Genomic DNA, 16,531 nt, shown 5'->3' with positions numbered 1-16,531 from the left:
GCAGCTTACTGTCACTCCTGGAATGCCTTAAGCACGCTAAGCGCTACAGTGATGTGACAAATAGGAGGCATCCCGTGATCACTTACGACCAGCTCTTCATCGGCGGCGAGTGGACCGAGCCGAGCGGCCCGGACCTGCTGGACCTCGTGTCCCCGCACGACCATTCGCTGCTCGGCCGCGCCGCGCAGGCCCTCCCGGCCGACGTCGACCGCGCCGTCGCCGCGGCCCGGGCCGCCTTCGACGAAGGCACCTGGCCACGCACCCCGCCCGCCGACCGGATCGCCGTGCTCCGCCGGCTCAACACCCTGCGCGAGGAGCGCGCGGACGACGTCGCCGCGATCATCTCCGCCGAGAACGGCTCGGCGCTCTGGTTCACCCGCGCCGGCCAGGCCGGGCTGACCCGGCAGGCCGACGCCTATCTGAAGGCGGCCGGGGAGTTCGGCTGGGAGGAGACCTTGGCGCCCTCCGACCCGGGCGCGCCGTTCCGCTCGGTCGTGCGCCGCGAGGCGATCGGCGTGGTCGCCGCGATCATCCCGTGGAACTCGCCGTTCTCGGCCGCGCTGGCCAAGCTCATCCCGGCCCTGCTGGCCGGGAACACCGTGGTGCTCAAGGTTTCCCCGGAGAACTCGCTCAGCATGAACCTGCTCGCCGGGCTGCTGGCCGAGGCCGGGCTGCCGCGGGGCGTCGTCAGCGTGCTGCCGGCGGACCGCGAAACCAGCGAGCACCTGGTGAAGCACCCGGACGTCGACAAGGTCGCGTTCACCGGGTCGACGCGGGCGGGCCGCCGGATCGCGTCGCTGGCCGGCGAGCAACTCAAGCGCGTCAGCCTCGAACTCGGCGGCAAGTCCGCGGCCGTCATCCTGCCCGACGCCGACCTCGGCGCGGCGATCCAGGGCCTGAAGTTCGGGTCCCTGCTCAACAACGGCGAAGCCTGCATCGCCCAGACGCGCATCCTCGCGCCGCGCAGCCGGTACGACGAGGTCGTCGCCGGGCTCAAGGAGATGGTCGAGTCGCTGCAGGTCGGCGACCCCGCCGACGAGAAGACGTTCATCGGCCCGATGGTCCGGCCCGACCAGCAGCAGCGCGTCCGCGACTACATCTCGCTCGGCGTCGAGGAAGGCGCCCGGCTCGTCACCGGCGGCGCGCAGGTCCCGGCCGGGCTGGAACCCGGCAACTACGTCACGCCGACGCTGTTCGCCGACGTCTCGAACACGATGCGCATCGCCCAGGAGGAGATCTTCGGGCCGGTGCTGGTGGTGATCGCCTACGACGACGAAGACGACGCCGTGCGCATCGCCAACGAATCCGAATACGGGCTCTCCGGCGGGGTCTGGTCCGCGGACGAGGACCACGCGCTGGCCGTCGCCCGCCGGTTGCGGACCGGGACCGTCACGATCAACGGCGCGCCGATCGATTTCGACGGCCCCTTCGGCGGTTTCAAGGCCAGCGGCGTCGGCCGCGAGTACGGCGCGGTCGGGCTCACGCAGTACATCGAGTACCAGACGGTCACGGTTTGACCCCGCCGATCACCCTGGGCACGGGCGGCGTCGGTCGGCGCTACGGCCGGTACAACCGCGATCTTCGCGAAGCCACCGACGAGGGCGCGCGGGTTTCCGTCCGCCGGGCCACGATCGGAGACGACGACCCGGCGAGCGGGTTCTTCGCCGAGGACGGGCCGCTGCCGTGGTGATCAGCCGCGCGCGGGCACGGCGCCGGTGTGGGTGAACTCGACGGTCGAGAGCATCGAGCTGCCGGAAGCGGGAGTGCGCCGCCGGCCGAAGGTGAGCACCTTGGCGGGCTCCACCGCGAAGATCACGGCGTCGTTGCCGCCCTGGCGCAGACCCTCGTCGCCCACCTCGTACTTCCAGCTGCCGTCCCACTTCTCCAGGTACGCGGCGGCGAGGCGTTCGAGCGTCGGCCGGTCCGTGACGCGGCGCGCCTCCCCCTCGACCATGACGTCGAGGCCGTCGTCCCAGGTGGCGCGGCCGGTCGTCAGCACGACGTGCGGGTTGGCGGTGAGGTTGAGGTACTTCTGTTCCGTGGCACCGGTCCCGAAGCAGAGCGTGCCGTCCAGCCACACCGCGACCAGCGGCGTGACGTGCGGGCGGCCGTCCGCGCGCACGGTCGTGAGCCAGCTGATCTGCGCGGTTTCGAGCACTTCCCGGGTCGTGGCCCAGTCGGTGGGCCGGGTGCCGGGATCGCTGAACCGGTCGTCGAGGTGGATCGTCGGGTCGTTCATCGGTGAACTCCGATCATCGTCGGTCGACGGACGCGCGGTAAGCGGCCTCCAGCTGGGCCGCGACACAGGGACCGTCCGGCGCCGGTTCGCGCCGGGCACCCGGTCCGAGGTGGGTTTCCCGCAGTTCGTCCATGAAGGCCTCCCACAGCGGCGGGCCCCCGGCCGTCAGCACCGCGGCGCGCGCGGCGTAGGCGTCGCCCACCGGGAGGTGCCGCGCACCCCACGTGCTGAGCTGGACCAGCACGGGCACCAGCTCGATGGCCTGCTCGGTGAGGCTGTAGTTGACCTTCTGCTTGTGCGTGGGATCGCCGGCCCTGGTGAGCATCCCGTGCTCGACGAGCACGGCGAGCCGGTCGGCGAGGACGTTCGACGAGATCCGCTCGGGGCCGCCGAGCAGCTCGCGAAAGTGCCGCGCGCCGGCGAACACGACGTCACGCAGGACGAGCAGGGTCCAGCGGTCGCCGAAGATCTCCAGCGACAGGTTGATCGGACAGCCCGACCTCGTGTCCTTGCGCACTGCTCTCACCTCGGGACTGGTTGCATTACCGCACCAGTATGGCGCACCGCACAAGCGGTGGTAAATCGGCGGTGATGAGGCCAAGTTGGGGTGAGCGGCGCCGAACGGGCCGCGAGAGCCGAAGGGGTTCCGATGACGGACATGAAGCTCGAGATCGCCGTTCTCCCCGTCTCCGACGTCGACCGGGCCAAGCGGTTCTACCTCGCGCTCGGCTGGCGGGAAGACGCCGACTTCGCGGGCGACGGGGGATTCCGCGTGATCCAGCTGACGCCGCCGGGTTCGCCCGCGTCGGTGATCTTCGGCAGCGGGGTCACCGACGCCGCACCGGGTTCCGCCCAGGGCCTGCACCTCGTCGTCACCGACATCGAGACGACCAGGGCCGAGATCGCCGCGCGGGGCGTCGGGATCAGCGAGGTCTTCCACGACGCGGGCGGCGTGTTCCACCACGCCGGCACCGGCGCCCGGGTCGACGGCCCGGACCCCGACCGCCACAGCTACGCGTCGTTCGCCTCGTTCAGCGACCCGGACGGCAACGGCTGGGTGCTGCAGGAGATCACCACGCGACTGCCCGGCCGGGTCACCGACGTGCGGTACTCGTCCGCGGCCGAACTGGCGGACGCCCTGCGCCGCGCCGCGAGGGCGCACGGCGAGCACGAGAAGGAACTCGGCCACGAGGACACGGACTGGCCGTCGTGGTACGCCGAGTACATGGTGCAGCACGGTCCTTCGGCCGGCTGAAAGACGTTCCCACCGGGTTCCGGCGCCGGCCGGCCGCGCGCTCAGCCGATCGGCTCCCGGAAGGGGCGGAAGAACTCGCGCAGCTCCCGGGCGTAGTCCTCCGGCTCTTCGAAGGCCGCGAAGTGCCCGCCGCGGGCGTGCTCGGTCACCCGGGCCACGTTCGCCGTGCGGTCCATCCAGGCCCGAGGCGGCCGGAGGATGTCGCCCGGGAACAGGGAAAAGCCCGACGGCACCTCGACCCGGCGCCGGAGCTGCTCCACCGGGATCGCGGAGTTCGCGTGGTACATCCGCATCGACGACCCGATCGTCCCGGTCAGCCAGTACAGCATCACGTTCGTGAGGATCTCGTCCTTGGTGTACGACCGCTCGATGTCGCCGTCGCAGTCACTCCACGACCGCAGCTTCTCGACGATCCACGCCGCCAGCCCGGCCGGGGAGTCGGTCAGGCCGAACGCCGCCGTCTGCGGCTTGGTGCGGTGCATCGCGGCGTAGGCGCCTTCCGCCGCGCCCCAGGCAGCGGCGGAGTCGAACCACGCGCGTTCCTCCGGCGCCAGTTCCGCCCGGTCGCCCGGGAAGACCGGGATCCCCGCGTCGGTGCGGTGGACCGCCACCACGCGATCCGGGTGATCGAGCGCGAGGTAGCGGCTCACGTGGCTGCCGATGTCGCCGCCCGCCGCGCCGAACCGCGCGTAACCCAGGCCGGCCATCAGCTCGGCCCACAGCCCGGCGACGGCGACGGAGTTCAGCGGCGGACCGGCCGGCCGGTCCGAGTAGCCGTAGCCCGGCATGTCCGGGACGACGACGTCGAACGCGTCGACGGGGTCGGCGCCGTGCGCGCCCGGGTCGGTCAGGAGCGGGATGACCTTGCTGTAGCGCCAGAACGAGTCCGGCCAGCCGTGGCTGAGCACCAGCGGCAACGCCGGCGCGGCCGCCTTCGCGTGGACGAAGTGGATCCCGAGGCCGCCGACCGGGACGCGGAAGCGGGGCAGGGCGCGCAGTTCGGCTTCGCGCGCCGGCCAGTCGAACCCGTCCGCCCAGTAGGCGACGAGTTCACGCAGGTAGTCGACGTCGGTCCCGAGCGACCAGCCGGCGTCCTCCGGCGAATCCGGCCAGCGTGTCGCACGCAGCCGTGCGCGCAGGTCTTCGAGCACCGCGGGCTCGGTCTTCGGGGCGAACGGCTCAGGCGTGCTCTCCGGCATGCCCGAACCTTACGGCCACCCGGTATTCTTTGACACGAATATTCGCCGTGGAGAATACTCCGGTGCATGGACCGGATCGCCTCAGCGCTCGGGGACGCCGCGCGGTGGCGGCTCCTGGAGCTGCTCGCCGTGCGTCCCCGGTCCGTCGGCGAGCTGGCCGAGCTGACCGGCGCCCGCCAGCCGCAGACCACCAAGCACCTGCAGACACTCGCGCGCGCCGGTCTTGTCACCGTCCACCCGCTCGGACAGCGCCGGGTCTACGCGGTCGAGACCGCCCCGCTGGGGGCTCTCGCGCGCGGCGTGGAGACGCTGCTCGAGACGGCCGCGGCGAACGAAGCCGAGCGGGACGTCCTCACGCGCTACCAGGCCGCCGTCCAAGGGGAGTCCGCGGCTGCGGACGGCCGTGTCTTTTCCTTCGAACGCGTCCTCGCCGCGCCCCCGGACGTCGTCTGGCGGCACTGGGCCGACCCGGACCTGCTGGCGTCCTGGTGGGCGCCGCCGCCGATGACCGTCGTCGAAAGCCGGCTCGAACCGCGGACCGGTGGCCGCGCCGCCGTCGAGTACCGCGACGCCGAAGGGCGGTACCGCGCCGAGGGACAGGTCCACCGCGCGACGGAACCCGCGCACCTCGCGTTCACCCTTTCGGTGCTGACGGCCACGGGTGCGGTCGCGTTCCGTGGACACTACGACCTGGCGCTCACCCCGGCCCCGGACGGCACCCGCCTGCGGCTCGGGCTGCGCGTCACCGACACCACCGCCGGCGCCGCCCTCGCCGTCGCCGGCATCGAACCCGGCTGGAGCCGGGTGCTCGACCAGCTCGCGAACGCCGTCCACTCCCACGAAAAGGACCGAACGCCATGACCGACCGCAAGGTGACCGCGAACCTCAGCCTCTCCCTCGACGGGCGCTACCACGGCCCCGGCGGGCCGGCCGACTTCGGCACGTTCATCCCGTACGTGACCAGCGACGTCGCGCGCGACCAGATGAACCGCATCTGGGAGACCGCGACGACCGCCGTGCTCGGCCGCGGCAACGCCGAAGGGTTCCTGGGGTTCTGGCCGCCGGTCGCCGACGACGAGAACGCCGACCCGCGCGACCGCGGTTACGCGAAGTGGCTGGTGGGTGTGGAAAAGGTGGTGCTGTCGACGACGTTGACCGAGGCGCCGTGGGAGCGCGCCCGCGTCGTGAACGCGCCGGCCGCGGACGTCATCCGGGAGCTGAAGGCGTCCGGCGAAGGCGAGATCCTGGTCAACAGCAGCCCGAGCGTCATCAAGCCGCTGCTCGAGGCGGACCTGATCGACCGGCTGTACCTGATGATCTTCCCGGAGATCGTCGGCGGCGGCGAGCGGTTGTTCGAAGACGGCCTGCCGGCGACGTCGTGGACGCTCACCCACCTGGACCCGGGCAAGCTCGGCGAGATGGCGATGGTCTACGACCGGGCCCGTTAGCCCGTTAGCCCGTTGGGTCAGCAGGGTTCGACGGCCCTTCCGGTCGGCGGGCCGAACTCCAGGCGCAGCTTGTCCGTCCGCGGGAGCACGGCCGTGACACCGGTGGCCGGCCGCCAGTCCGCCGGGACGAACACGTACTGGCCGCCGGACTGCAGCAGCAGCTTCAGGCCGGTGTAGCGGTACTTGTACGCGGCCTCGGGCGCGGCGCACCGGGTCTCGGCCGCGATGCCGAGGTTCAGGCTCTCGGCGCTGTAGAGCGTCACCGCCGGCCGGGCCGGGATTCCCGCGGCCGTCTCGAACGCGCGCCGCGTGCCGACCGCGCCCGAGTAGTCGCCGACCGACCAGAACAGCCCGAACGTCACGAGCAGGTACGTCACGACCCACTCCGCGACCGCGAACCCCGGGCTCCAGCGGTGCCAGGCGAACACCAGCAGGACGACACCGGCGGCGAACCCGAGCCCCGGCAGCCCCGCGTACGCCCGGTAGGGCCTGGGGTCCAGGGCGATCGACACGGTGACGCCGACCAGCGCGAGCCCGCCCGCCGCCGCGACCGGGGCGCAGCCCCGCAGCAGCGCCGCCCACGCCGCGTCGGTCAGCCGGTGGCGGAGGTACCGGACGGCGCCGAGCACGACGAGCCCGGCACCGGCCGTCCCGGCGACCGGCAGCAGCAGCCCGTCCACGCCCCGGGCGAGGATCTCGTCGGCGGTCTGCCCGAGCACCGTGTAGTGCAGCCGGAAGTACTCGAAGAACACTTGCGTGTAAAGGAATCCGAAGTAGTACAGCAGCGCCGTGAACAGCGTGACGTTCGCGGCGACGGCGGTGACCACCCGGACCGCCTTCGACCGGCCGGACTCCGCCGGCTCGGCGCGGGGAACCGGCGGGCGCAGGCGCGTCGTGCGGCGGCCCGCCATCCTCAGCCCGTCGTGGTGGTGCTCGTCCCGGCCGCCGACGGTTCGTCCGAAGTGGACGGTTCGGTCGGCGGGCCGGGACACGGGCCGGCGACGATCGTGATCGTCCCGCCGCGCGCCACCGGGTCCGGCCCGATCTCCGGCGAGCACTCGCCGCTGCCCCGGATGACGACCTCGATCCCGCAGCCGCCGTCGCACAGCCGTCCCACCTCGTCGAGGATCGACTCCTTGGCGGCGGCCGGGGACGCCAGGGCGAGGGTGCTGTCGTAGTCGATCGGGCTGCCCGGGACGCCGGGCGCGCCGCCGTCGTCGGAAGGTCTCCACCGAAGACGCCGAAGACGCCGCAGTGGGTCCCGCCGCCCCGGAGCGACCACGGCCACCACACGGTACTTCCAGGTCATCACCGATCACCGCCCTCGAGCACCGGGTGGTCAGTCGACCCGGGGCGGCGCGGCGGGATCACCCGACCGGGGCGGGAAGCCGGGTGAAAGATCACCGGCCGGATTGCCGGGGTCCGGACCCGGTGGCAGCGTCGGACGAGCCCGAACTCACACCACCACCACGAACCCCCGGGAGCCCGGTATGACGACGACCGAAATGCCTGCCGTCCACGAGTGCACGGTCAGTGGCTGTTCCTACAACCACGACGGCTGCCACGCCTTCGCGATCACCGTGGGCGGCGACAACGGCTCCGCCGACTGCGGCACCTTCGTGCCGCTGAACACCAAGGGCGGCCTCGACCGGGTCACCGCGCAGGTCGGCGCCTGCTCGCGCGCGGACTGCCGGCACAACAAGGCGCTGGAGTGCACCGCGTCGAGCGTCCGGATCGGTGCCGGCGGCGGCTCGGCGAACTGCCTGACCTACGAGAAGTAGGACGGCCGCCCGGGGTGGCCGCGCGGGCGGCCACCCCGGACTCCGTCACCCGACCGGGCTTCCCGGCCGTGGAGACCTCGCGCACGAGCGGCGCGAGGTCGTCCGGCACCGGCGGGATCTCCTCACCCTCGAACCGGCCGGGCCCGGGTTCACGCGCAGGCCGGGTCGAGCTCCGGGACGTCGGCGCGGTTGTGGCAGCCGTGTGTCTCGCGGCGTTCGAGCGCGGCCTCCGGCGTGACGCGGTGTGCGCGCCGAAGAACCGCAGCGAGATCCGGCCGTCGGCCCGGGTGTCGGCCGCGTGCTGCCACGAGTCCTCGGCATCCATAGTGGACAGTGCGGCGGCCTTGGCGCGCTTGCCGGTCACGAGCACGTCGACGCCGCGCTCGATCGCCGCGCGCGGGCCCGCGCCGCCGGAGCGATCACCAGCACCGCCGTCGCGAGCCGCCGCTGTCCGGGCGGGTCATCGGGCCAGCCACTCCGCCAGCCGTGTCTGCGCGACCTGCGCGCCCGGCCCCGGCAGCAGGCTGTCCTTCTCCAGCAGCGTCCCGAAGTAGCGCGCCTGCGGGTCGGAGACGACCTCGCGGGTGTCGGACCGCGCGGCCAGCACCGTGCGGACCCACTCGTCGAGGCCGAACACCTCCGGGCCGCCGATCTCGATCGTGCCGCCGACAGGTCGGCCGGCCGCGGTCCGGCCGACCGCCGCGGCCACTTCGGCGGCCGCGATCGGCTGGACCCCGCCGCCCGGCAGCCGGACCACGCCGTCCACCGTCGAGGTGTCCGCGATGCCGCCGGCGAACTCGAAGAACTGGGTGGCGCGCACGATCGTGTAAGGCATACCTGCGTCCTCGATCAGCGCTTCCTGCGCCACTTTCGCCCGCAGGTAGCCGGACTCCGGGAGCCGCTCCGAACCGACCACGGAGAGCGCGACGTAGTGGCCGACGCCGGCTTCCCCGGCGGCTTCGACGAGGTTTCCGGTCGCGGTGCGGAAGAACCGCAGCACGTCGTCGTCCGCGAACGACGGCGAGTTCGAGACATCCACCAGGACATCCGCGCCCTGCAAGACTTCTTTCAGCCCTTCGCCGGTGATCGTGTCGACGCCGGTGCTGGGCGCGGCGGGCACCGCCTGGTGGCCGTGCACCCCCAGCCGCGCCACGACGGTCGAGCCGATGAGTCCGGTGCCGCCGATGACGACGATCTTCATGGTCGTTCCTTCCGGTTCGCGCCCCGGCCGGGGCCGCTCTCGTCAGCTAGGACAAGACGGCGGCGAAGTCTGTGACAGCCACCGGGGTGGCGTCGGTCACGGACGCGCGTGGTCACTTCGGGTCGCCCCCCGAGACGAACGCGTCGCGGGGGTGCTCGACCGCGGCGAGCGAGACGATGTCGCGGCCGAAGACCGCGGCCGTCAGCCAGAGGGCCAGGACGCGGATCTTGCGTTCCCAGCTCGGCACGGCGAGCACGTGGTACCCGCGGTGCATCAGCCACGCGGGCAGGCCCTTGATCGTGAGCCGGCGGTACTGGAAGACGCCGCGGCCAAGGCCCAGCGTGGCGACCGAGCCAAGGCTGTGGTGCCGGTACGGCTCGACGGCCCCGCCGTGCAAGGACGCCGCGATGTTGCGGGCCAGGAGTTTGCCCTGCCGGACGGCGTGCTGCGCGTTCGGCACGGTGTACGCGCCCGCTCCGGCGACGAGGTCCGGCACGGCCGCGTCGTCCCCGGCGGCCCAGGCGCCGGGCACGGGCTCGGCGTCGGTGCCGACCCGCAGGTCGGCCCGCACCACGACCAGGCCGCGCTCGTCGTCGGGCAGGTCGGTGTGGTGGTCCACCACGGGGTTGGCCGCGTTGCCCGCCGTCCAGACGATCAGGCCCGAGTCGAACTCCTCGCCGTTCGACAGCACCACGTGCCCGTCGACGGCCGACGTCACGACGGTGTCCAGGTGGACGTGCGCGCCCCGGCGCTCCAGCGAGCGCACCACCCACTTTCCCGGTTCGGCCGTGACCTCGGGCAGGATCCGGCCCGTCGCCTCGACCAGGTGGAACCGGACGTCGTCCGGGGACAGCTGCGGGTACACGCGCAGCAGCGAGTGCGCCAGCGACAGCAGTTCGCCGAACCCTTCGACGCCGGAGAAACCACCGCCCACGAACGTGACCGTGAGCAGCTTCCGGCGTTGCGGCCCCACCGGCAGGACCGCGGCGCGGTCGAACGCCGTCAGCAGCCGGTCGCGGATCGCCACCGCCTCTTCGACGTGCTTCATCCCGATGGCCTCGTCGGCGATGCCCGGCACCGGGAACTTGCGGGTCACCGCGCCGGCCGTGACCACGATCGTGTCATAACCGAGCGCGAACTCCGGGCCGTCCGCGGGCCGCACGGTGACGCTGTGGTGCGCGTGGTCGACGGACGTCACCCAGCCGGCGACGACCCGCGTCCGGCGCAGGTGCCGGCGCAGCGAGACGGCGGCGTGCCGCGCCTCGATCGAGCCGGCCAGCACCTCGGGCAGGAACGGCTGGTAGGTCATGTAGGGGCGCGGATCGACCACGGTCAGCTCGGCCTCGCCCCGGCGCAGGCGTTTCTCCAGCCCCCAGGCGGTGTAGAAGCCCGCGTACCCGCCGCCGACGATCAGAATCCGTTCCACGTCGCACCCCGTTTCTTCCCGGTTCACCATGAGGACAAGGCAGCCCGCCGGAACGTGACAGCGACCTGCCTCACACTGTGGCCACCGCTAGGCTCGGCGCCAGGCCCGAAACGGTGTGGCGAAGGGGATTCATGGACGTGACCGCCGACCTGGACGACGCGGCCGCCGTCTTCGCCGAGGTCCGGCCGCGGCTGTTCGGCATCGCCTACCGGATGCTGGGCAGCGTGGCCGACGCCGAAGACCTGCTGCAGGAGGTGTGGCTGCGGTGGCAGACCTGCGACCGCTCGGCCGTCGACCACCCGGCCGCCTACCTCGCCACGGCGACCACGCGGCTGGCCATCAACGCGGGCAAGACCGCCCGCGCGCGGCACGAGACCTACGTCGGGCCGTGGTTGCCGGAGCCGGTGGACACCTCGGCCGACCCGCAGCTGGGCGCCGAACGCGCCGCGGCGCTGGAGCTCGCGGTCCTGGTGCTGCTGGAAAGCCTGACGCCGACCGAGCGTGCGGCGTACGTGCTGCGCGAGGCGTTCGACTACCCCTACCGGCAGATCGCCGAGATCGTCCGGACGACGGAGCCGGCGGCCCGCCAGCTGGTCAGCCGCGCCCGCAAGCACCTCGCGGCCGGCCGACGCGCCCCGGCGAGCGCACCGGAGCAGCGGCGCCTGCTGACGGCGTTCGTCGCCGCGGCCCAGGCGGGCGACCTGGCGGCGTTGGAGGACCTGTTCGCGGCGGACGTGGTGAGCTACTCCGACGGCGGCGGCGTGGCCCGCGCCTCGCGCATCCCGGTCCGCGGCGCGACCACGGTGGCGAAGTACGTCCGCGCGTTCGCCGACCGGTTCTGGGTGGGCGTGGCGGTGGCGCCGGTGACGGTCAACGGCCTGGACGCGGTGGTCCTGCGGCGCGACGGGGTTGCGTTCGCGGTGCTGGCTGTCGCGGCGTCGGCCGAGGGCATCGACCAGGTCTTCTGGATGATGAACCCCGCCAAGCTGGCGGCGGTGCAGCCGGTCCGTCCACAGAGGACGGACCGGCTCCCGGTCAGGCCGTGAGGGTGATCGCGGCGTCCGGTTCCGAGACACGGAAGCTGAAGCTCTCCTCCAGGTACAGCGTCACGTTCTCGGCGTCGTGGTGGCTGTAGCCGACCGCCAGGTCCTGCCCCAGCTCCAGGAAGAAGTCGCCGCCCGCGAGGCTCAGGACCATCGCGCCGTCCAGGCCGGGGGCGCGGACGATCTTGCCGCCGCCGAGGACGCGGCGGACGTGGTCGAAGACCAGCTGGCCGCCGTGCTCGGTGCTCTCCACGATCCGGGTGTAGCCCGACGGGCCGATCGCGAGGCCGTACGGGCCGTCGATGCCCGCGCGGCGCAGCGTGTCCACCGCCCGGGCGATCACGCCGGGGTACGCCTCGGCGTTCTCCCCCAGCACGGGCTTGTCGTAGGGGCACGTGTCGGCGATGCCGGTCATCCCCGCCGACGCCCAGCCGTGGAACACCGCGCGGTTCTCGATCATCGCGATCTGCTTCGCGGCGCGGTCGAGGTCGTCGAACTCGAGGTCGTCGGCGCCGCGCTCGGCGTCGTCGAGTTCCGCGCGGGACACCGTGAACGGGACGCGGACCTCGGCCAGCGGCAGGACCCGGCGCTGCCGCACGACGACACCCTCCTCGCCGTCGGGCAGGGACGACTCCTTGAGCGAGGTCGTCCGGCCCAGGTCGGTGGCGGAGTACTGCCAGCCGTGCGGGCCGGCGACGTCGACCAGGCGGCGGGCGGCGAGGTGCGTGTGCAGCCGTTCGCGCGCCTCGGCGTCGACCTCCTTCCACCCCGCGTCCGAGATCGGGGCCAGACCGCGCATCAGGTGGTTCATGTTCAATCCCGTTCCTTGAGGCTGCCGATACCGAGTGAGCCGTCGCCGGGGCCGGTACCGAGTTCCGCTTCGACGTACCCTTCCGGGTCGATGTCGCTGACGTCCAGGTCGCGCGCACCCTCGTGCCGCCGCTTGAACTCGACGAACTTGCGGCCGAGCTCTTCGCGCAGGCCGGGGTCGGCGTGCCGGCGGAAGTCGGCCAAGCCCTCGTCCTCCTCCTCGGCCATGTGCTCACTGTTCGCCATCCTGGCCTTCCGGACGGCGTCGAGCCAAGCGGTGCTGCCGACGGGGTGCAACGCGGCCTCGTGGACGCCGTCGCGGATGTCGTTGTGGTCGCCGATCGCGTCGAGGGTCTCCTCTTTCGCGTCTTCGCCGCGGCGGAGCAGGTGCGGGTAGAAGATCTCCTCCTCCGCCCGCGCGTGCACGTCGAGGAGGTCGGCCAGCGGCTGCCAGACCTTCGCCAGCTCGCCGGCGTCGGAGATGTCGTCCATGCGCGCGAACTGCCGCCGGAACCAGTCGTGGTCGTCGAGGATGAGGCTGGTGATGTCGGCCATGCGGTCAGCCCCTGACCCGCGGTGTGGTGGAAGTAGCCATGCCCGTCTCTACCCCGTCCCCGGCCTCGGAAAACACCGGACCGCCAGTCTCCGGTGCGCCCGGGTGGCCCGCCCGGCCGGACGCGGGGTTTTCACCCTTACGAGGGTGCCGGTGCCCGGGGTCCGGGTCGGGTAGCCTACGGACGCGTTCACGAAGTGAACACGCTATTCAGACCCTCGATCACCGTCCGCCGGAGGCTCCCCGTGACCAAACCGACCCGGTCGCCGGAGGCCAGCCGCGCCGATCAGGCGGACATCCAGGCGGTGAGCCGCGTCAGCCAGATCCTGGCGCTGTTCGACCCGGCGACGCCCGAGGTGACGGCCGGCGAGATCGCCGAACGGCTCGGCCTCAACCGCACCACCGCATACCGGTACTGCACGTCCCTGGTCGCGGCCGGCCTGCTCGAACGCAGCGCCGAAGGCGGGTACGTGCCCGGTGGCCTGCTGCTGCAGCTGGGCGCCTTCGCGATCGGTCACCGCCGGGTCGTCAACCTCGCCCCGCGGCACATGCAGGCGCTCTCGCGCGCCACGCAGACCAGCGTGGTGCTCAGCCTGTGGGGCCTCACCGGGCCGGTGGTCTCGCGGGTCGAGGAGAACGTCTCGACGATCGTCGTCGTGTCGGTGCGCGTCGGCAGCCACCTGCCGCTGGACACGGCGCAGAGCAAGGTCTTCCTCGCCTACCACGCCGACCAGCTGTCGATGGAACGCCTGATGGCGAACCTGTCCGGCTCGGCGCGCGAGGAGCTGCGCGACGACGTCGAGCGTGTTCGCGAAGTGGGTCACTGTTCCGCGATGAGCACACCGGGCGTCGTCGCCGTGGCCGCGCCGGTGTTCGACGAGTACGGCATCTGCGCCACCATCGCCATCGTCGGCCCGGACAACACGCTCTCGATGTCCGACGACGCCCCCGAGCTGCGGGTCGTCGCCGACACGGCCCGCGAGCTGACCCACGAACTGGGCGGCCACTACCGCCCGGACGACCTCGGCGCCCGCGCGGTGTAGGGCCCGGCAACGCCGTGTCGGCCACTCCCGTCACCGTGGTGGCCACTCCGGTCGACGAGTCGGCCATTCGCGAACGCGCGAACCCGCCCGCAACGGCCAACACGAGCAGCGGGACTACCGGGCCGACGGCCTCGGCCAGCGCGCGGTGTAGGGCAGCCAGGCGGGCGGCGACACCGGCGGGATCTCGGCGTACTCCCGCGCCCCGGCCAGCGCGCTGCCCACGAACTCCGCCAGGTCCAGGCCCTCGAGCCCGGCGACCAGCTCCGCGATCACCCCGGGACCCTCGACCCACAACGCCGTGACGACCTCGACGGCCGACGCGCCCGAGGCGAGGAACCGCCGGACGTCGGCCGCCGTGCGGGCGCCGTTGGTGCCGATCAAGGGCACCTCCGGGCCCAGGGCCAGGCGCGTCTTGCCGACCCAGTACAGGCTCATCGGCAGGCAGCCCGGTGAACTCCACGCGCCCCAGGAGCCGAGGACCGCGCCGCCGTCCAGGTCGGGCAGGAAGCCCGGGTAGCGGCCGACCAGCCCGATCGCGTCCGCGCCCGCCGAGCGGGCCGCGCGGGCGAGCGCGACGACGTCGGACGCCTGGCCGTGCAGCTTGACGAACAGCGGGACTTCGACGGCGTCCCGCACCACGCGCACCGCTTCGCCCACCGCGTCCGCTTCGGTCAGCTGACGCACCGCGGACGCCTCGCGGCCGTGCGGGGCGCCGATGTTCAGCTCCACCGCGGGCACTACCGACGCCATCGCGTGGCCGATCCGCGCGGCCGCCGACGGATCCCCGAGGGTGATGCTGCCGAGGACCGGGCAACCCCGCGGGGCGCCGTGGGCCACACCGTCGGAAAGGACCGAAAGCCAGCTGTCCAGGTCCACCTGGGCCAGGCCGGAGCGGTTCAGCAGACCGTCACCGAGCCGCGCTTCGCCCGGCGGTCGCACCGTGCCGCCGGGCGAAACGAACGCGTAGTCCGCGATGTCCAGCTGCCGCCGGGCGGCGGCGCTCTCGTTGACCGACTTCGCCACCACCGCCCCGGCCCCCGCGTCGACGCAGGCGAACAGCCCTTCGCGGGTCATGGTCAGTTCGGACGAGCCGACCCAGACCGGGTTGGCGGTGGCGAGGCCACCCAGCTGTCCGTTCAGGACAGTGCCGGGATCGTGCTGTCGTCGCCCATGTCGACGTCCTTGGTCTCCGGGCCGAGAAACCCGCCCAGGCTGATCAGCACCCCGGCGAGGGCGATGAGCACCGCCGGGGCCAGGTGCGCGGGCATGACGCCGTCGAACCGCTGCAGGTAGAACTGGTAGAACGCCGGGGCGATGAGCGCGAGGCTGTAGCCGACGCCGTAGCCGGTGGAGCGGATGCTCGCCGGGAACCGCTCGGTCAGGTACGCCGCGATCGGGCCGAACGTGCCGACGGTGAAGATCCCGATCAGCACACCCCAGCCGAGCGCCGCGCCGAACCCGCCGTTCGACGCCATCAGCAGCGTGTAGGACCCGGCGCCGATCACCAGCACCGCCAGGCCGTACCCGATGTAGAACCGCCTTCGCCCGATGCGCTGGGACAGCAGCCCGAAGAACGGGTAGGACAGCGCGGCGGCGGCGTTGATGACGAGCATCGTCATCGTGACCTCCTTGCTGGAGAGCAGGAGGTGCGACTTCAGTTGCGCCGGCGTGACGGCGGCTTCCATGTTGGTCGCCAGCCACGTGCCGGTCATCAGCACGAACACCTGCGCCAGCGCCCGCGGGTACTTCACCAGCAGCCGGACGAACGGCATCTTGTGCTTCTCGCCGGTCAGCTCGACCGGCGTCTCGTGCACGTTCTTGAGGTAGTAGCGGAACAGCACGGCCGCCAGCGCCGCGCCGACGAAGAACGGGATCCGCCAGCCCCACTGCACGTAGGCGCTGTGCAGGCCGACGGACGGCAGCAGCTGCAGCATCAGGAGCGTGATCGCGGCGATCACGGCGTACGCGGCGGGCGAGGTCGACGTGATGATCGAGGCGTAGAGGCCGCGCTTGTGCTTCGGGCTCCACTCCATCGCGAGCGGCACCGCGGTCGTGTACTCGCCGCCGAGGAAGATCCCGTCGACGAACCGCAGGCCGATGAGCAGGCCGACCGACCACACCCCGATCGTCTCGTGGCCGGGCAGGCACGCGGTCAGCAGCGTGATGACGCCGAAGCCGCCGACCGCGACCAGGGTCGTGCGCTTGCGCCCGACGGTGTCGGCGAAGTGCCCGAAGATGATCGCGCCGAGCGGGCGGCCGATGAGCGTGGACGCGAACACGAGCGACGCCAGCAGCGCCGTCGTGCTCGCGCTGAGGTTGGCCGCCTGGAAGTACGCCGTCGCCGGCGCGAGCACCACGATCGGCAGGTAGATGTCGAACTGGTCGACGAAGTAGGCGAGGGTCCCGCCGCGGACGGCGGCGCGCACCTTGGCGCTGTCCGGGCCGTGCGGGACGCGGGGGCCGACGTCGTCCACAGCCGTCGATCGCGGCTCTGCGGCGGGGGGCGGTAGGGACATCGTCGTCCTCCGAGGGG

The 16,531-nt window shown here is 72.5% G+C and carries 19 protein-coding genes; 8 read left to right on the top strand and 11 right to left on the bottom strand.

All coding sequences use genetic code 11. From position 1 onward, the window contains the following. The first annotated feature begins 74 nt into the window (after nucleotides 1–74). Both OG494_RS09045 and OG494_RS09040 read left to right on the top strand, forming a co-directional pair. Nucleotides 75–1,517 carry an aldehyde dehydrogenase gene (locus OG494_RS09045; RefSeq protein WP_328453834.1) on the top strand — a complete coding sequence of 481 codons (1,443 nt, stop codon included), beginning with the start codon at nucleotides 75–77 and terminating at the stop codon, nucleotides 1,515–1,517. Continuing rightward, nucleotides 1,514–1,690, top strand: a complete 177-nt coding sequence (locus tag OG494_RS09040) for a hypothetical protein (RefSeq protein WP_328453832.1) — start codon at nucleotides 1,514–1,516, stop codon at nucleotides 1,688–1,690. The genes OG494_RS09045 and OG494_RS09040 overlap by 4 nt, the downstream gene beginning before the upstream one ends. Here the strand turns inward: OG494_RS09040 and OG494_RS09035 are convergent, their stop codons facing one another. Both OG494_RS09035 and OG494_RS09030 read right to left on the bottom strand, forming a co-directional pair. After that, on the bottom strand, nucleotides 1,691–2,239 hold the full coding sequence (locus tag OG494_RS09035) for a pyridoxamine 5'-phosphate oxidase family protein (protein WP_328453830.1): 549 nt from the start codon (nucleotides 2,237–2,239) through the stop codon (nucleotides 1,691–1,693). A 13-nt stretch (nucleotides 2,240–2,252) separates the two neighbouring features. Beyond that, nucleotides 2,253–2,756 (bottom strand): winged helix-turn-helix transcriptional regulator, encoded by a 504-nt coding sequence (locus OG494_RS09030; protein ID WP_328453828.1) that lies wholly within the window; start codon nucleotides 2,754–2,756, stop codon nucleotides 2,253–2,255. A gap of 132 nt (nucleotides 2,757–2,888) precedes the next feature. Between OG494_RS09030 and OG494_RS09025 the strand changes: the two genes are divergently transcribed. After that, entirely contained in the window at nucleotides 2,889–3,494 is a 606-nt protein-coding gene (locus tag OG494_RS09025; RefSeq protein WP_328453826.1) for a VOC family protein, read from the top strand. Between the two features lie 41 nt (nucleotides 3,495–3,535). Here the strand turns inward: OG494_RS09025 and OG494_RS09020 are convergent, their stop codons facing one another. Then, complete coding sequence (locus tag OG494_RS09020; protein ID WP_328453824.1) at nucleotides 3,536–4,693, bottom strand: epoxide hydrolase family protein; 1,158 nt, start codon at nucleotides 4,691–4,693, stop codon at nucleotides 3,536–3,538. Between the two features lie 66 nt (nucleotides 4,694–4,759). Between OG494_RS09020 and OG494_RS09015 the strand changes: the two genes are divergently transcribed. Further along, complete coding sequence (locus OG494_RS09015) at nucleotides 4,760–5,554, top strand: metalloregulator ArsR/SmtB family transcription factor (RefSeq protein ID WP_328453821.1); 795 nt, start codon at nucleotides 4,760–4,762, stop codon at nucleotides 5,552–5,554. Then, nucleotides 5,551–6,141: a dihydrofolate reductase family protein gene (locus OG494_RS09010; protein ID WP_328453819.1), complete on the top strand. Its 591-nt coding sequence runs from the start codon at nucleotides 5,551–5,553 to the stop codon at nucleotides 6,139–6,141. Before OG494_RS09015 ends, OG494_RS09010 begins: the two co-directional genes overlap by 4 nt. A 17-nt stretch (nucleotides 6,142–6,158) precedes the next feature. On the opposite strand, the gene OG494_RS09005 is transcribed toward OG494_RS09010, so the two are convergent. After that, nucleotides 6,159–7,052 (bottom strand): hypothetical protein, encoded by an 894-nt coding sequence (locus tag OG494_RS09005; protein ID WP_328453817.1) that lies wholly within the window; start codon nucleotides 7,050–7,052, stop codon nucleotides 6,159–6,161. A gap of 2 nt (nucleotides 7,053–7,054) precedes the next feature. Next, a complete protein-coding gene (locus tag OG494_RS09000) occupies nucleotides 7,055–7,450 on the bottom strand; it encodes a hypothetical protein (RefSeq protein ID WP_328453816.1) in 396 nt (131 codons plus the stop codon). Nucleotides 7,451–7,631: 181 nt separating this feature from the next. On the opposite strand from OG494_RS09000, the gene OG494_RS08995 reads away from it, so the two are divergent. Continuing rightward, nucleotides 7,632–7,922 carry a DUF1540 domain-containing protein gene (locus tag OG494_RS08995; RefSeq protein WP_328453814.1) on the top strand — a complete coding sequence of 97 codons (291 nt, stop codon included), beginning with the start codon at nucleotides 7,632–7,634 and terminating at the stop codon, nucleotides 7,920–7,922. Between the two features lie 460 nt (nucleotides 7,923–8,382). Here OG494_RS08995 and OG494_RS08990 read toward each other — a convergent pair whose 3' ends face one another. After that, nucleotides 8,383–9,123, bottom strand: a complete 741-nt coding sequence (locus tag OG494_RS08990; protein WP_328453812.1) for an SDR family oxidoreductase — start codon at nucleotides 9,121–9,123, stop codon at nucleotides 8,383–8,385. 112 nt (nucleotides 9,124–9,235) lie between these two features. After that, on the bottom strand, nucleotides 9,236–10,549 hold the full coding sequence (locus OG494_RS08985; RefSeq protein ID WP_328453810.1) for an NAD(P)/FAD-dependent oxidoreductase: 1,314 nt from the start codon (nucleotides 10,547–10,549) through the stop codon (nucleotides 9,236–9,238). 131 nt (nucleotides 10,550–10,680) lie between these two features. Here OG494_RS08985 and OG494_RS08980 point away from each other — a divergent pair, with 131 nt between their 5' ends. Further along, nucleotides 10,681–11,595, top strand: a complete 915-nt coding sequence (locus OG494_RS08980; RefSeq protein WP_328453808.1) for an RNA polymerase sigma-70 factor — start codon at nucleotides 10,681–10,683, stop codon at nucleotides 11,593–11,595. Here the strand turns inward: OG494_RS08980 and OG494_RS08975 are convergent. Together OG494_RS08975 and OG494_RS08970 are read right to left on the bottom strand one after the other, a co-directional pair. Beyond that, entirely contained in the window at nucleotides 11,585–12,403 is an 819-nt protein-coding gene (locus tag OG494_RS08975; protein ID WP_328453806.1) for a family 1 encapsulin nanocompartment shell protein, read from the bottom strand. The two genes, OG494_RS08980 and OG494_RS08975, sit on opposite strands and share 11 nt — an antisense overlap. 2 nt (nucleotides 12,404–12,405) lie before the next feature. Next, a complete protein-coding gene (locus tag OG494_RS08970; RefSeq protein WP_328453804.1) occupies nucleotides 12,406–12,957 on the bottom strand; it encodes a hemerythrin domain-containing protein in 552 nt (183 codons plus the stop codon). Between the two features lie 243 nt (nucleotides 12,958–13,200). On the opposite strand from OG494_RS08970, the gene OG494_RS08965 reads away from it, so the two are divergent. Next, nucleotides 13,201–13,998, top strand: coding sequence for an IclR family transcriptional regulator (locus OG494_RS08965; RefSeq protein ID WP_328453802.1), 798 nt, complete (start codon nucleotides 13,201–13,203; stop codon nucleotides 13,996–13,998). A gap of 114 nt (nucleotides 13,999–14,112) precedes the next feature. On the opposite strand, the gene OG494_RS08960 is transcribed toward OG494_RS08965, so the two are convergent. Together OG494_RS08960 and OG494_RS08955 are read right to left on the bottom strand one after the other, a co-directional pair. Beyond that, nucleotides 14,113–15,072 (bottom strand): hypothetical protein, encoded by a 960-nt coding sequence (locus tag OG494_RS08960; protein WP_328453801.1) that lies wholly within the window; start codon nucleotides 15,070–15,072, stop codon nucleotides 14,113–14,115. 62 nt (nucleotides 15,073–15,134) lie between these two features. Continuing rightward, the gene (locus OG494_RS08955; RefSeq protein ID WP_328453799.1) at nucleotides 15,135–16,514 is read right to left on the bottom strand and encodes an MFS transporter; all 1,380 of its coding nucleotides are present in this window, start codon (nucleotides 16,512–16,514) and stop codon (nucleotides 15,135–15,137) included. Nucleotides 16,515–16,531: the final 17 nt, after the last annotated feature.

It is taken from the genome of Amycolatopsis sp. NBC_00438 (assembly GCF_036026695.1).
Classification (GTDB): domain Bacteria; phylum Actinomycetota; class Actinomycetes; order Mycobacteriales; family Pseudonocardiaceae; genus Amycolatopsis.
This window is presented reverse-complemented; position numbering and strand designations above follow the sequence as displayed.

Coding starts and splice junctions, on each gene's coding strand:
- OG494_RS09025 (WP_328453826.1), top strand. CDS start 2,889: ATGACGGACATGAAGCTCGAGATCGCCGTTCTCCCCGTCTCCGACGTC.
- OG494_RS09020 (WP_328453824.1), bottom strand. CDS start 4,693: ATGCCGGAGAGCACGCCTGAGCCGTTCGCCCCGAAGACCGAGCCCGCG.
- OG494_RS08995 (WP_328453814.1), top strand. CDS start 7,632: ATGACGACGACCGAAATGCCTGCCGTCCACGAGTGCACGGTCAGTGGC.
- OG494_RS08960 (WP_328453801.1), bottom strand. CDS start 15,072: ATGACCCGCGAAGGGCTGTTCGCCTGCGTCGACGCGGGGGCCGGGGCG.
- OG494_RS09000 (WP_328453816.1), bottom strand. CDS start 7,450: ATGACCTGGAAGTACCGTGTGGTGGCCGTGGTCGCTCCGGGGCGGCGG.
- OG494_RS08980 (WP_328453808.1), top strand. CDS start 10,681: ATGGACGTGACCGCCGACCTGGACGACGCGGCCGCCGTCTTCGCCGAG.
- OG494_RS08990 (WP_328453812.1), bottom strand. CDS start 9,123: ATGAAGATCGTCGTCATCGGCGGCACCGGACTCATCGGCTCGACCGTC.
- OG494_RS08970 (WP_328453804.1), bottom strand. CDS start 12,957: ATGGCCGACATCACCAGCCTCATCCTCGACGACCACGACTGGTTCCGG.
- OG494_RS09035 (WP_328453830.1), bottom strand. CDS start 2,239: ATGAACGACCCGACGATCCACCTCGACGACCGGTTCAGCGATCCCGGC.
- OG494_RS08975 (WP_328453806.1), bottom strand. CDS start 12,403: ATGAACCACCTGATGCGCGGTCTGGCCCCGATCTCGGACGCGGGGTGG.
- OG494_RS09005 (WP_328453817.1), bottom strand. CDS start 7,052: ATGGCGGGCCGCCGCACGACGCGCCTGCGCCCGCCGGTTCCCCGCGCC.
- OG494_RS09010 (WP_328453819.1), top strand. CDS start 5,551: ATGACCGACCGCAAGGTGACCGCGAACCTCAGCCTCTCCCTCGACGGG.
- OG494_RS09015 (WP_328453821.1), top strand. CDS start 4,760: ATGGACCGGATCGCCTCAGCGCTCGGGGACGCCGCGCGGTGGCGGCTC.
- OG494_RS08955 (WP_328453799.1), bottom strand. CDS start 16,514: ATGTCCCTACCGCCCCCCGCCGCAGAGCCGCGATCGACGGCTGTGGAC.